This is a genomic window from Actinoplanes sp. NPDC051475, assembly GCF_040689425.1.
Classification (GTDB): domain Bacteria; phylum Actinomycetota; class Actinomycetes; order Mycobacteriales; family Micromonosporaceae; genus Actinoplanes.
This window is the reverse complement of record NZ_JBFAZZ010000024.1, coordinates 40983-53692: the sequence shown is the minus strand read 5'-3', so window position 1 is coordinate 53692 and position 12710 is coordinate 40983. Positions and strand designations below refer to the sequence as shown.

The following is a 12710-nucleotide window of genomic DNA, read 5'->3' as shown; positions in this document are numbered from 1 at the left end:
GGCGACGGTCTTCGCCCTTTAGCGAGGACGGGTGTGGTGCCCGCTCCTCGTTCGCTTCGTCGTCGAGGAGTTTCTTTTGCGTGCCCTTCATCCGGGTCTCGGCCCGGACTTCGTCAAACTCTGGAGCGCCACCGCGATCGCCAACCTGGGCGACGGCGTCGCCCTCGTGGCCGGACCGCTCCTGATCGCATCACTGACGCCCGACCCGGCCGCGGTGGCCGGCGCGGCGTTCGCACAGCAGCTGCCCTGGTTGCTGTTCGCACTGATCAGCGGCGCCTGGGCAGACCGGCTGGACCGCCGGCGCCTGGTCGTCACGGTCGACCTCATCCGCGCTGGGGTGCTGGGTGTGCTGGTCGTCTGCGTACTGGGTTCAGCACTGTCGATCTGGCTGGTGTACGGGGTGGTATTCGTGCTCGGCACCTGCGAGACGTTGGCGGACACCGCGTCTTCGGCGTTCGTGCCGGCGCTGGTGCCGGCGTCGCGGTTGCCGGTGGCCAATGCGTGGTTGGGAGCGGCGTTCACCGTGATCAACCAGTTCGCGGCCAAGCCTTTGGGTGGGTGGTTGTTCGTGGCGGGGGCGGCGGCTCCGTTCGGCTTGCAGGCGGCGGCTTTCGTGGTAGCGGCCTTGCTGATCCACCTTCTTCCGGTGGGGCGGCCCTCGGCCTCTCCCGGCTCGGCGCCGGTCTCTCCGAGCTCGGTGCCGGTCTCTTCCGGCTCGGTGTCGTTGCGGGATCGGCGGTCTCTTCGTTCGGAGATCGCGGAGGGGGTTCGGTGGTTGTGGCGGCATCGGTTGCTCCGCACGCTTGCGTTGGCTATGGCTTGCGGCAACCTCGTGTACTGCGCTGCGTTCGCCACCTTCGTCCTCTACGCGCGTGACCGGCTGGGCCTCGGTTCGGTCGGCTACGGGTTCCTGCTGACGGCTTTCGCGGTGGGCGGCCTGCTGGGCAGCGTCCTGGCACCGCGGCTGATCCGGAAGGTGGGGGCGGGGGTCCTGTTGAGAGCGGGACTGCTCGTCGAGGTCGCCCTGCACGGGACCCTCGCAGCCACGACGACACCCCTGGCCGCGGCGGCGATGATCGTGGCCTTCGGCGTGCACACGATGGTGTGGGGGACGGTGGTGTGGACGCTCCGGCAGCGGGCCGTCCCGTCGTCCCTGTACGGGCGGGTGACCGGGGCGTACTCGCTCCTGGACCTGGGCGGTGCGGCGCTCGGCTCGCTGGCCGGCGGCGCGCTTGCGCAGGCATTCGGCATCGTGCCGGTCTTCCGGGGCGCGGCGATGGCTATGGGTGTCGTCGTGGTGCTCACGTGGCGTCCCCTCGGTCGGGCGACGGCCGCGTTGCGGGAGCCGGTCCCGAGCTGATTGCCCCTCGGTGGGCGGGGTGCGGTGGCGTCTGGCACCGCACCCCCCGCACTAGTTGTTATCGATCACGCCATGCAAACGGCGACACGGTGACGGCGGCTTCGGCGATGCGCCGGCCAGTGTGAGTCTTGAGATCCTTGCGCGCCGACTCGATCCACGCCTCGACGGGACCGGCAAACTCACGTCCACGGCGAGGTGAGCGTCGGAGGCGCTCAGGGCCTCAGCGCGCATGGACTCGACGGAAGCCGTCCTAGTTCGCTCCGCCTGTGAAGCGGCCCTCGCCGGGTTTGTTGGGGCGGAAGCGCAGGGCAGACCAGCGGTCGTCGATCGCCACCTGGCCGCACGGGCGCATGTCGAAGTCCGCCACGATCGGCCACAGGGTGTCGCGGTTGATGTCCGCCTTGTTGCCCTTCGGATACGCCACCCAGACGGCGGCCGGCAGCTTGAGTTTCTCCGCGTGCTCCTCCATCAGCTTGCGCGCGCTCGCCGCGTCGTCCGCGAATACCACCGCTGTGCTGGCCGTCTGCGGGGTGTCCACCTCGCGGACGCCCTCCGGCATCGGGGTGAGCAGCGGCAGATGGGCCGGGTGGGACAACCAGACGGTGGTGTTCGGCTTGATCAGCAGCTTTTCGGCGATCGACTTCGTCATGCCTTCACGCTGCCACCGACCTCCGGATCCGGTCTACGAAATCCTCGAGCCTGTGGACAACGGACGTGCCTGTGGATAACCGGCATCCTGTCGGACCGGGCTGGTAGACATGCGGTCGTGGCGGAGATGACGCAAGAGGCAGTCAGCGGAGCGGAGCGGGCGGCCGTCCGGGAGTGCGCCGAGGAGGTGCTCCGGAGGCTGGCGGGCGATCATGCCGTGCTGCGCGAGGACCAGTGGCGCGCGATCGAGGCGCTGGTCGTCGACCGGCGGCGGGTGCTGTGCGTTCAACGTACGGGATGGGGTAAGTCTGCCGTCTATTTCGTCGCCACCGCGCTCTTGCGGGACGGTGTGACCGCCGAGGAGGGCGAGCCGCCCGCCGGCCCCACCGTGATCGTCTCGCCGCTGCTCGCGCTGATGCGCAACCAGGTCGAGGCCGCCGCGCGCGCCGGGATCCGGGCGCGGACCATCAACTCCGCCAACCTCGACGAGTGGGACGAGATCACCGCGGAGATCCGCAGCGGGTCCGTGGACGTGCTGCTGATCAGCCCCGAGCGGCTCAACAATCCCGATTTCCGCGACAACGTGCTGCCCGGACTGGCGGCCGGCACCGGTCTGCTCGTCGTCGACGAGGCGCATTGTGTCTCCGACTGGGGCCACGACTTCCGCCCCGACTACCGGCGGCTGAGGACCTTCCTGGCGGGGCTTCCCTCCCGTACACCGGTTCTCGCGACCACCGCCACGGCCAACGCCCGCGTGACCGCCGATGTCGCCGACCAGCTCGGGGATGCCCTGGTGCTGCGGGGCACCCTCGACCGTGACTCGCTGCGGTTGGCCGTGCTGGAGCTGTCGAACCCCGCGCGCCGGCTGGCGTGGCTTGCCGACCACCTCGACCGGCTACCGGGCTCCGGGATCATCTACACGCTGACGGTCGCCGCGGCCACGGAGACCGCCGAGTTCCTGCGGACACGGGGGTTCACTGTCGCCTCGTACACGGGGCAGGTCGAGGACGCCGACCGTCGCGCCGCCGAGCAGGACCTGCTCGACAACAAGATCAAGGCCTTGGTCGCGACGTCGGCGCTCGGCATGGGGTTCGACAAGCCCGACCTCGGGTTCGTGGTGCACCTCGGCGCGCCGCCGTCACCGATCGCCTACTACCAGCAGGTCGGCCGCGCGGGCCGTGCCGTGGAGCATGCCGAGGTGGTGCTGCTGCCGGGCCAGGAGGACGCCGCCATCTGGCGGTACTTCGCAAGCCTGGCGTTCCCGCCCGAGGACCAGGTCCGCGCGGTGCTCGCCGCCCTGTCACCGGACCGCCCGCTGTCGACGCAGGCGCTCGAGCCGATCGTCGACCTGCGCCGCGCCCGCCTCGAACTGATGCTGAAAGTCCTCGACGTGGACGGCGCGGTCCGCCGCACCCGTGGCGGCTGGATCGCCACCGGCGAGCCGTGGACATACGACACCGCACGCCTGCGCCGCGTCGCGGAGGCCAGAACCGCCGAGCAGCAGACCATGGTCGAGTACGCGGACACGACCATGTGCCGCATGGAGTTCCTCCGCCGCTGCCTCGACGACCCGGCGGCCCAGCCGTGCGGTCGCTGCGACACGTGCGCAGCGCCGCAGTTCGACACGGAGGTCTCGCCCGAGTCGCTGGCGGCGGCCAACGCCTTCCTCGGCCGCGCGGGCGTCGACATCGCTCCGAAGAAACTGTGGCCGACCGGCATGGCGACCGTCGGCGTCGACCTCAAAGGCAAGATCCCTCCGGCCGAGCAGATCCTCCCGGGCCGTGCGGTGGGTCGCCTCTCGGATCAAGGATGGGGTACGAGACTCCGCGCGCTCGTCAGCCCCGAGGCGGCGGACGCCCCGATCCCGGACGAGCTGGCGGCCGCCGTGGTCGAGGTGTTGAAGGGCTGGGCACACGCCGACGACGCCTGGCAGCAGCGGCCGGCCGGAGTGGTGGGAGTGGCCTCGCGGCGGCATTCGGTGCTCGTCGCCAGCCTGGCTAGCCACATCGCGACGGTGGGGCGGTTGCCGATGCTGGGCATGCTCACGTCGTCCCACAGAAGTGACGGCGGGCCGCGGGGCAACAGCGCGCAACGGGTCCTGGCGTTGCATAACGCTTTCACGGTTCCGGCGGAGGTGGGGGAGGCGTTGGGCGGGCTCGGCGGGCCGGTTCTGCTGGTGGACGACCTCGTGGATTCGGGGTGGACGATGGTGCTGGCGGGGCGGGCGCTCCGGCGGGCGGGAGCTTCGGGGGTGTTGCCGATGGCTCTGGCAATCGCCGGCTGATCAGCCAGAGGGCATCGGTGGGCCGTGGCGCGGGCGGCCCGGTGGCCGGGTGGTGTCTTGGCTTTTGGCCACGCTCAGCGGCTCGTGGGCGGCGGCTCCTTATGCCGGGCGGGCGAAGCCTGCAATGGGTTGGGAGTCGATGCTCGCCACGCGGACGTTCTCGCCGAACTCGGGGGCGTGGATCATCTTGCCGCCTCCGATGTAGATCCCGACGTGGCTGATCGGTCCGTAGAAGAACACCAGGTCCCCGGGCTTGAGTCGGCCCCTGCCGATGTGAGCGGTCGAGGCGTACTGGCGGGCCGCGTTGTGGGGGAGATCGACCCCGGCGGTGCGCCATGCTGCCAGGGTCAGGCCCGAGCAGTCGTACGCGCGGGGGCCATCCGCGCCCCAACGGTAGGGCTTGCCGAGTTGGGCGAAGGCGAATGCCACCGCTTGTCCGGCGGGGCCGGGGACGTAGTCGGGGACGGGGATGTCGCCCATGTCCGTGTAGCGGCTGCCTCCGCCGTACGCGATGACTCGCATCTGTTTGAGGGCGACGATTTCGCCCTTGACGGTGGCCCTGCGGGTGTTGAGTTGCGTCTGCTGGCGACGTTGCTGATCGGCGAGGGCGTTGAGCATCTGCCGGGTGCCGTTGACCCTCGACTGGGCCCGCCGCAGCGCCTCGGTGGCTCGCTGTTCCGAGGATGCGAGCTGGTGCAGTACGAGCAACTTGTCGACGAACTCATGAGGCTCGTCGGAGGCGAAGAGGGCGACCGTCGGGCCGGTGCGGGTTCGCTGGTACGTGTTCGACATCAACCCGTCCACGAGCACCTGCTGCTGTTCGAGGTCGCGGGTCATGGGCCCGAGCCGGCTGTTGAGGTGCGAGATACGGACTTGTGTCGTGTGGAGGTCCTCGCGCGAGTCGTTGTACTGCTCGACGACCACCTCGAGCCGGCGCGAGGCGGCGGCGATGTGCTTGTCCAACTCGGCGGCGGTCGGGCGGTCGGCACGGAAGGCGGCTGCGGCAAGGCGGTCGGCGCGGACGGCGCCGAGGGCGGCCGCGGTAAGCCGGTCAGCGCGAAGCGGAGCGGCAGCGCTAACGCGGTCACCGCGGAAGGGAGCGGCAGCGGCAAGGCGGTCAGCGCGGAAGGAGGCGGCAGCGGAGCGGTCAGCGCGGAAGGGAGCGGCCGCGGTGATGAGCCGGTGGGCGTGGAAGGCAGCGGCTGCCGGAGCTGGGGTCTGGAAGCCCGTGAGCAGCAGCGCCGACATCAGCGCGACAATGGCGGCTCGGGCGGTCACGGTAGACGACACAGAGCACCTAACGACGCAAAACTCTCAAAAGCCACGCGCAAGATCGGAAATGACCCGGCGGGTGGTGGATACCGGTGGGGGGTATGATGGCCTCCATGACCACCGAGCACGAACACCCCGGCCCGCACGGCTACTCCGGGGATAAGGCCGCTCTCCTCGGCCGGCTGCGTCGTATCGAGGGACAGATTCGCGGCCTGCAACGGATGGTCGACGAGGACACGTACTGCATCGACGTTCTCACGCAGATCTCCGCCGCGAAGAGCGCTCTGCACGCGGTGGCGGTCGGACTTCTCGAGGACCATCTCGCGCACTGCGTCGTCGACGCCGCCCGAGCGGGCGACCCGACCGCCAAGGTCAAAGAGGCCTCCGACGCGATCGCCCGCCTGGTCCGGTCCTGAAGCCACCCGAAACCCGCCCGGGGAGCGCCTGAGAGCCGCCGGGAGACGCCGGGGAGACGCCGGGAGACGCCCGGGAGACGCCGGGGGAAGAGCGGGGAAGCCCCGACGCCCGAAACGAACGAGAACAGACGCCCGAAACGAACGAGAACAGACGAGAGAAACGAGAGAGACCGCCATGGCCGTCACCGCCACCTACACCGTCACCGGGATGACCTGCGGCCACTGCGTCCAAGCCGTCACCGGCGAACTCAAGCAACTCCCCGGCGTCGACGACGTCCAGATCGACCTCCCCACGGGCGCCGTCACCGTTACCAGTGCCGGCCCCCTCCCCGACGATGCCGTGCGCGCCGCCGTCGACGAGGCCGGATACGAGCTCGCCGATGCCTGAGCTGCTCGAAGACGCCCCTCCCGCGGACACCCAGGCCGCCGAGCGGGGCGCCGGGTTCAAGCTGGCCGCCTTCGGCGCCGTCCTCGTCGTCGTGCTTTTCGCCGGGTACGGCATCGGCCGCCTCAACAACTCCGTGGAGAAGGTGCAAAACAACTCCGTGGAGAAGGTGCGAACCAACCCCACGATGGCAAGCCATGACGACACCGGCGCCGCGCCGCATGTGCACAACGCCGACGGGACCGTCACCCAGGTTTCCGGGGGCTCGGCGCAGTCCGTCGGCGGTCTCTCGGTGACCGCGAGCGGCCTCACCCTCCAGCCCGTGACCTCTGCCTTCACCGCGGGTCGCACTCAGCCGCTGCGCTTCAAGATCACTGCTGCCGGCGGTGCGGCGGTCACCACCTATGCCGTCGTGCATGACAAGCCGCTGCATCTGGTCGTTGTTCGCCGTGACCTCACCGGCTATCAGCATCTGCATCCGGTCATGGCGCCCGACGGCACCTGGGGTGTCGACCTTCGGCTCGCTCAGCCGGGCAGCTATCGGGCCGTCGCCGACTTCACCGCCATCGTCGGCGGGCAGCAGACCCCGGTCACCCTGGGCGTCGACCTCACGGTCGCCGGGAACTACGCGCCGGTCGGGCTGCCCGCGCCGGTCACCGAGGTGACCACTGACGGCTTCAGCGTTCAGTACGCGGGTACGCCGCAAACCGCCACGACCCAGCCGATCCTCATGACGGTACGGGGCCCGGACGGCCGGCCCGCGACGCTGGAGCCTTACCTGGGCGCGTACGGGCATCTGGTCGTGCTTCGTGAGGGCGACGTCGGCTACGTCCACGTGCACCCGGAGCCCCAGCTCACCGACGGCGCCGTGAAGTTCTGGCTGGCTGCGCCGGGGCCGGGGCGGTATCGGCTGTTCTTCGACTTCCAGGTGGCGGGGAAAATCCACACCGCGGCCTTCAGTGCGGTGGTCAGCTGAGGAGTTTCTCCAGGGCCGGCGTCACGCCCCACTGGGCGGTCAGCGTCTCGTACTCGTCGCGCTGGGCGTCCGTGGCGGTGGCGCCGGTGTGGCGGGCTCGCAGGAGCAGGTTGCGGGGTGTGTGCTGGGAGTCCACGAACTCGACCACGTCCACCTTGTAGCCGTTCAGCCGCAGCAGGGACGAGCGCAGCGAGTCGGTGAGGACGTCGGCGAAGCGCTCCCGCAGGATCGCGTTCCGGGTGATCTCCGCGTACGGCCGGGGGGCCGGGTGTCCCTTGAGCTGGGTGGCGATGTCGTGGTGGCAGCACGGCGCCGCCAGCACCCAGCGGGCGTTCCAGCGCACCGCCCGGGCCAGCGCCTGGTCCGTCGCGGTGTCGCAGGCGTGCAGGGCCAGGACCAGGTCCGGCGCCTCGTCGACGACCGCGTCCTCGATCGTGCCCGCGACGAACCGTACGGTGTCGGCGCAGCCCAATTGCTCGGCGACGGCGGAATTCCGTACCCGCTGATCCTCTCGGACGTCGACCCCCACGACCCGGACGTTCGCTCCGCGGTCCGTCAGATAGCGGTAAGCCGCGAAGGTCAGGTAGGCGTTCCCGCAGCCCAGGTCGACGACGCGCAGCGGCGACGGCAGCTCCTCGGGCAGCGTGGCGGCCAGCGCCCGCAGGAACGCGTCCACCTGGCGTCGCTTGGCCGCGTTGCCGCCGATGACGCCGAAGAGCGGATCGCCGGGGTCGAGCAGCCACTGCTTGGCCCGGTCGTGGTCCAGCGGCCGGGCGGGATCGCGATCGCCGGGGAGGCGCGGTTCGCGGGCGGCCGGGGCGCCGGACCGGTGCACCTGGGCGTCGCCCTTCTTGGTGATCCGGATCTGCACCGTCGCCGTCTCGGTCTCGACGTGCCAGTTGCCGAACGGCTCCGCCAGCAGGGCGTCGATCGCCGCCGCGGCCTCGTCAACCGCGAGATTCCTCGTGTACGGGCGGGTGCCGTCGTCCGTCACGAGCTGCAGCCGGCGGCCCGCCTTCAGGGTGACCGGGCGCAGCTCGGCTCGGGTCACCGAGGGGGCCGGGCCGCGGCGCCGGCCGGCCGCGACCGCGCGGGTCAGCGTGGGGCCGAGCACCAGCTCGCGAACCTCGGAGAGGGCGGTGTCCAGGGGTTGGGGCATCCCACCATTCTGCCCCCGGCTTTTCGGGGAACCGCGATCCGGCGGGACTTGTTAGGCTCGCCTAACCAGGCATGGAGGTGCTGCATGACGTTGGCCGATCCTCCCGCGCGACTCTCCACCCGGCTGCGGACCGGAACACGTACCGAGCACGATGCCGCTCAGGGCAGCGGGTTTCTCGACCGGCTCGCCGCCGGCACGCTGCCACGAGCCGCGTACGCGGACCTCGCCGTCCAGCACTGGTTCATCTACGAGACGCTGGAGCAGGCGGCGGTGGCGATGGCGGGCCACCCGGTGGCGGGCGCGTTCGTCTTCCCGGAGCTGACCCGGCTGCCCGCGCTCAGCGAGGACGTGGCCGAACTGGGCGGCCATGAGCAGCCGGCTCAGCTTCCGGCCACCCGCGAATACCGGGCGCGCCTGCGGGCCGTCGCCTTCGACAACGCCTGGGGCTTCATCGCGCACCACTACACCCGCTACCTGGGCGACCTGTCCGGCGGGCAGTACCTCGGTCCGGCGATCGCGCGGGCGTACGGGCTGGACGGCGCCGGGCACCGGTTCTTCGTGTTCGAGGGCATCTCGCCGCCGGAGTTCCGAAGTCGCTACCGTGAGCTGCTGGACGCGGCGGCTCTGTCACCGGAGGACGAGGAGCGACTCCTGGCCGAGGTCGTGGAGGCGTACAGGTTGAACATCGCGGTGCTGGACGATCTGCAGCAGAGGTGGGCGTCATGACCTTCACGCCGGACGTCGTCGAGCAGATCGCGCGCCACATGAACGGTGACCATGCCGAGGACAACGTGCTCATCGTGCGCGGTCTCGGCGGGGTCAGCACGGCCAGCGCCGCGCGGGTGTCGGGGGTGGACGCCGACGGGATGGACTTCGAGGCCACCGTGAACGACATCGCGGTGCCGGTGCGGATTCCGTTCCAGCGGCGGCTCACCGAACGCCGCGAGGTACGCGGTGAGGCGGTGCGCATGTACCGGGACGCCTGCGCCGCCCTGGGCGTCGAACCCCGGCACTGAGCAGCGAAAGGGCGCCCCACCGGGTGGTGAGGCGCCCTCGTCGTCAGCTCAGTCCTGCGCTCCGGCGCCCACGCCGGCGTCGGAGCCGCCGGTCATCTCGCCCGAGGCCGGGGCATCGTCGCTTCCGTGCCCACCGCGGCGGCGGCGCCGGCGGGGACGGGTGCTGCCGCCGTCCGGTGCGTCGCCCGGCTCGGCATCCAAGGAGACCGGGGCGGCGTCCGAGGAGACCGGGGCGGCGTCCGAGGAGACCGGGGCGGCGTCCGAGAAAGCCGGGGACTCGGTGCGAGACCGGCTGCGGCTCCGGGAGCGGGTGCCGGCCCTCGGCGACTCGGAGTCGCCCGTAGACCCGGAGTCACCGGTGGAACCCGTGCCGGCGGGGGAGTCGGTGTCGGCGGCCGGCGCTGTGTCCGTACCGGTGACGCCTTCTCCGGCGCGGCTGCGACGACGCTGCCGGCGCGGACGATCGGACGTCTCCTCCGAAGGGCCGGTGCTCTGCGGTGCGGCGTCGCCGCCGCGGTCGCGGGAACGGTCGCGGGTGCGCGGGCGGGTGGACTCCCGGCCACTGCCCCGGCGCCGGCCGCCCAGGTCCTCCTCCACCTCGGCAGCCAGGCCCGCCCGGTTGCGCTCGGCGGTGGGCAGCGTGCCCGAGATGTCGGTGGGGATGTCCAGGTCGGCGTAGAGCGCCGCGGAGGTGTGGTACGTCTCCGGCGGCTGCGGCATGCCCAGGTTCATCGACTTGTCGATGAGCACCCAGCGCGGCATGTCCTCCCAGTCCACGAAGGTCACGGCCACGCCCGTCGCGCCCGCGCGGCCGGTGCGGCCGATGCGGTGGGTGTAGGTGTCCGGGTCCTCCGGGCAGTCGTAGTTGATCACGTGGGTGACGCCGGAGACGTCGAGACCGCGGGCGGCGACGTCGGTGGCGACCAGGACGTCGATCTTTCCCGCGCGGAACGCGCGCAGGGCCCGCTCCCGCGCGCCCTGGCCGAGGTCACCGTGGACGGCCGCGACCGCGAAGCCGCGGAAGTCGAGGTCCTCGGCGACCCGGTCGGCCGCGCGCTTGGTCCGGGTGAAGATCATCGTGAGGCTGCGCTCGCGGGCCTGCAGGATGCGCGCCACCATCTCGAGCTTGTTGAGCGGGTGGGTGCGGTAGACGACCTGCTTGGTCAGCGGAGACGGGCCGCTCTCCGAGGTGTGACCGGCGTGGATGGTCACCGGGTGATGCAGGAAGCGGCGGGACAGCGCCACGATCGGGTCCGGCATGGTGGCCGAGAAGAGCATCGTCTGGCGCTGCTCCGGGAGCATGGCCAGGATCTTCTCGACGTCCTCGAGGAAGCCGAGGTCGAGCATGCGGTCGGCCTCGTCCAGGACGAGAGCCTTGATCCCGCTGAGCTTGAGCTGCTTCTGCTTGGAGAGGTCGAGCAGGCGGCCGGGGGTGCCGACGAGGATCTCGATGCCCTTCTTGAGCGCCTCGACCTGCGGCTCGTACGCCACGCCGCCGTAGATCGGCAGCACCCGGACGCCGCGGGTCGCCCCGGCGGCGGCGAGGTCGCGGGCCACCTGCAGGCCCAGCTCGCGGGTCGGGACGACGATCAGGGCCTGCGGCAGGCCGTCGGCGCCCTCGGAGGGTGCGGTCACCCGTTCGAGGATGGGCAGGCCGAAGCCGAGGGTCTTGCCGGTGCCGGTCGGGGCCTGGCCGATGAGGTCGGTGCCGCGCAGCGCGATCGGGAGCGCGTACTCCTGGATCGCGAAGGCCCGGGTGATGCCGGCGGCGGCCAGCGCCTCCACCGTCTCGGCGCGCACGCCCAGCTCGGCGAAGGTGGGGCTGTCGGCACGGACGGGGGCGCGGGTCAGGACGGGTACCAGAGCGGGTTCTGTGTCGTTGTTCGGGATGTCGGTCATGGAGTTCTACGGGTGCCTCTCGTGGTGCGCCCGTCGAAGTCCTGGGCGCGGTTTGGGTAGAGCGCGGGCCACACGCGAGAAGAGCTCACGGGCCGCACGCGCGTCGCCGCGGCGATCGTTTCCCGGCCGTGCGAACAGACTGGGACGGATCGACGTGGCGGCGACGGACGCAAGTCTACCCGACGGAGGGATTTCGCACCTCAGGCCGAGATTGACCGTGCCGAAACAGATGCTTCAGGGGGCCCCGGCGGGACCCCCTGAAGGCGACGTGCGCTAGCGCGTGGTGAAGCCGAACGGCCGGCTAGAGCTCTCGGCGATCTCCACGTAGGCGACCTTGGCGATCGGGACGATCACTTTGCGGCCCTTCTCATCGGCCAGGGTCAGGACGCTGTCCTTGGCCATCGCCTCGGTCACTGCCTGTTCGACCTCGGCCGGCGTCTGCGCGCTCTCCAGCACCAGCTCGCGCGAGGCGTACTGCACGCCGATCTTGACCTCCACGGGGGTCCTCCCTCTCAGCAGTCTTCCGACATGAAGGCTAGCCGATTTCTCCAGGCGTTCCCGGCGTTGACTCACCCTGCAACGGGAAGCTGGCGATGCCCCGCCAGACCAGGGCCGCCACCAGCGCCTCCGCCTCCTGCTTGTCGACCCGGCGGCCGGTCGCGAGCCAATACTGCGCGGCCTGACCGGAGACGCCGACCAGGCCCGCGGCGAGCAGCTCGGCCTTCGCCTGGCTCAGGCCGGTGTCCGAGACGACCGTGTCGGTGATCGCGGCGATGCAGCCCTGCTCCACCCGCTCGACCCGCTCGCGCACCTGCGGATCGTTGCGCAGGTCGGACTCGAAGACGAGCCGGAAGGCCTCGCTCTCGTGGTCCATGAAGTCGAAGTACGCCCGTACGGCACCCTTGACCCGCTCCTTGTTGTCGGGCGTGGCGAGCATGGCGCCGCGTACCTTGGCGATTATCGCGTCGCAGTGCGTGTCCAGCAGCGCCAGGTAGAGCTCGAGCTTGCCGGGGAAGTGCTGGTAGAGCACGGGCTTGGATACGCCGGCCCGCTCGGCGATCTCGTCCATGGCGGCGGCGTGATAGCCCTGGGCCACGAAGATCTGCTGCGCGGCGGCCAGCAGTTGCTTACGGCGCGCGGAGCGAGGCAGGCGCGTGGGGCGCCCCGCCGTCTGTGCCCCGCCGGACGCAGCGGTCATGTCAACAACCTCCGAGCTTCTTCACCGCGCGCAGCAACGCGGATTGCCCGGATCGTCGCCTGTCGCGTTCCGGGCGGGCAATTGTCGCGACGCTGCA

General features: G+C 71.0%; 13 protein-coding genes. 7 read left to right on the top strand and 6 right to left on the bottom strand.

What is annotated here, in order from left to right; all coding sequences use genetic code 11:
- Positions 1 to 76: 76 nt before the first annotated feature.
- Complete coding sequence (locus AB0368_RS34680; RefSeq protein ID WP_366158261.1) at positions 77 to 1360, top strand: MFS transporter; 1284 nt, start codon at positions 77 to 79, stop codon at positions 1358 to 1360.
- A 250-nt stretch (positions 1361 to 1610) separates the two neighbouring features.
- On the opposite strand, the gene AB0368_RS34675 is transcribed toward AB0368_RS34680, so the two are convergent.
- Entirely contained in the window at positions 1611 to 2009 is a 399-nt protein-coding gene (locus tag AB0368_RS34675; RefSeq protein WP_366158260.1) for a hypothetical protein, read from the bottom strand.
- A 126-nt stretch (positions 2010 to 2135) separates the two neighbouring features.
- On the opposite strand from AB0368_RS34675, the gene AB0368_RS34670 reads away from it, so the two are divergent.
- Positions 2136 to 4292 (top strand): DEAD/DEAH box helicase, encoded by a 2157-nt coding sequence (locus AB0368_RS34670; RefSeq protein ID WP_366158259.1) that lies wholly within the window; start codon positions 2136 to 2138, stop codon positions 4290 to 4292.
- A 99-nt stretch (positions 4293 to 4391) separates the two neighbouring features.
- Here the strand turns inward: AB0368_RS34670 and AB0368_RS34665 are convergent, their stop codons facing one another.
- Positions 4392 to 5582 (bottom strand): NlpC/P60 family protein, encoded by a 1191-nt coding sequence (locus AB0368_RS34665; RefSeq protein WP_366158258.1) that lies wholly within the window; start codon positions 5580 to 5582, stop codon positions 4392 to 4394.
- A 95-nt stretch (positions 5583 to 5677) separates the two neighbouring features.
- On the opposite strand from AB0368_RS34665, the gene AB0368_RS34660 reads away from it, so the two are divergent.
- From AB0368_RS34660 to AB0368_RS34650, 3 genes are all read left to right on the top strand, one after another.
- On the top strand, positions 5678 to 5980 hold the full coding sequence (locus AB0368_RS34660; RefSeq protein WP_366158257.1) for a metal-sensitive transcriptional regulator: 303 nt from the start codon (positions 5678 to 5680) through the stop codon (positions 5978 to 5980).
- A gap of 175 nt (positions 5981 to 6155) precedes the next feature.
- Positions 6156 to 6368 (top strand): heavy-metal-associated domain-containing protein, encoded by a 213-nt coding sequence (locus AB0368_RS34655; protein WP_366158256.1) that lies wholly within the window; start codon positions 6156 to 6158, stop codon positions 6366 to 6368.
- Positions 6361 to 7341 (top strand): hypothetical protein, encoded by a 981-nt coding sequence (locus AB0368_RS34650; RefSeq protein ID WP_366158255.1) that lies wholly within the window; start codon positions 6361 to 6363, stop codon positions 7339 to 7341. The genes AB0368_RS34655 and AB0368_RS34650 overlap by 8 nt, the downstream gene beginning before the upstream one ends.
- Here the strand turns inward: AB0368_RS34650 and AB0368_RS34645 are convergent.
- Positions 7334 to 8500, bottom strand: a complete 1167-nt coding sequence (locus AB0368_RS34645; protein ID WP_366158254.1) for an SAM-dependent methyltransferase — start codon at positions 8498 to 8500, stop codon at positions 7334 to 7336. The two genes, AB0368_RS34650 and AB0368_RS34645, sit on opposite strands and share 8 nt — an antisense overlap.
- Before the next feature lie 84 nt (positions 8501 to 8584).
- Here AB0368_RS34645 and AB0368_RS34640 point away from each other — a divergent pair, with 84 nt between their 5' ends.
- On the top strand, positions 8585 to 9226 hold the full coding sequence (locus tag AB0368_RS34640; RefSeq protein WP_366158253.1) for a biliverdin-producing heme oxygenase: 642 nt from the start codon (positions 8585 to 8587) through the stop codon (positions 9224 to 9226).
- Positions 9223 to 9516, top strand: a complete 294-nt coding sequence (locus AB0368_RS34635) for a DUF2470 domain-containing protein (RefSeq protein WP_366158252.1) — start codon at positions 9223 to 9225, stop codon at positions 9514 to 9516. Before AB0368_RS34640 ends, AB0368_RS34635 begins: the two co-directional genes overlap by 4 nt.
- Positions 9517 to 9564: 48 nt before the next feature.
- Here AB0368_RS34635 and AB0368_RS34630 read toward each other — a convergent pair whose 3' ends face one another.
- From AB0368_RS34630 to AB0368_RS34620, 3 genes are all read right to left on the bottom strand, one after another.
- Positions 9565 to 11415, bottom strand: coding sequence for a DEAD/DEAH box helicase (locus AB0368_RS34630; RefSeq protein ID WP_366158251.1), 1851 nt, complete (start codon positions 11413 to 11415; stop codon positions 9565 to 9567).
- A gap of 273 nt (positions 11416 to 11688) precedes the next feature.
- Positions 11689 to 11913, bottom strand: a complete 225-nt coding sequence (locus tag AB0368_RS34625) for a DUF3107 domain-containing protein (RefSeq protein ID WP_366158250.1) — start codon at positions 11911 to 11913, stop codon at positions 11689 to 11691.
- A gap of 37 nt (positions 11914 to 11950) precedes the next feature.
- Positions 11951 to 12613: a TetR/AcrR family transcriptional regulator gene (locus AB0368_RS34620; RefSeq protein ID WP_366158249.1), complete on the bottom strand. Its 663-nt coding sequence runs from the start codon at positions 12611 to 12613 to the stop codon at positions 11951 to 11953.
- Positions 12614 to 12710: the final 97 nt, after the last annotated feature.

Excerpts from the sequence above, each read along its gene's own strand:
- AB0368_RS34675 (WP_366158260.1), bottom strand. The coding sequence starts at position 2,009 with ATGACGAAGTCGATCGCCGAAAAGCTGCTGATCAAGCCGAACACCACC.
- AB0368_RS34670 (WP_366158259.1), top strand. The coding sequence starts at position 2,136 with ATGACGCAAGAGGCAGTCAGCGGAGCGGAGCGGGCGGCCGTCCGGGAG.
- AB0368_RS34660 (WP_366158257.1), top strand. The coding sequence starts at position 5,678 with ATGACCACCGAGCACGAACACCCCGGCCCGCACGGCTACTCCGGGGAT.
- AB0368_RS34655 (WP_366158256.1), top strand. The coding sequence starts at position 6,156 with ATGGCCGTCACCGCCACCTACACCGTCACCGGGATGACCTGCGGCCAC.
- AB0368_RS34650 (WP_366158255.1), top strand. The coding sequence starts at position 6,361 with ATGCCTGAGCTGCTCGAAGACGCCCCTCCCGCGGACACCCAGGCCGCC.
- AB0368_RS34645 (WP_366158254.1), bottom strand. The coding sequence starts at position 8,500 with ATGCCCCAACCCCTGGACACCGCCCTCTCCGAGGTTCGCGAGCTGGTG.
- AB0368_RS34640 (WP_366158253.1), top strand. The coding sequence starts at position 8,585 with ATGACGTTGGCCGATCCTCCCGCGCGACTCTCCACCCGGCTGCGGACC.
- AB0368_RS34635 (WP_366158252.1), top strand. The coding sequence starts at position 9,223 with ATGACCTTCACGCCGGACGTCGTCGAGCAGATCGCGCGCCACATGAAC.
- AB0368_RS34630 (WP_366158251.1), bottom strand. The coding sequence starts at position 11,415 with ATGACCGACATCCCGAACAACGACACAGAACCCGCTCTGGTACCCGTC.
- AB0368_RS34620 (WP_366158249.1), bottom strand. The coding sequence starts at position 12,613 with ATGACCGCTGCGTCCGGCGGGGCACAGACGGCGGGGCGCCCCACGCGC.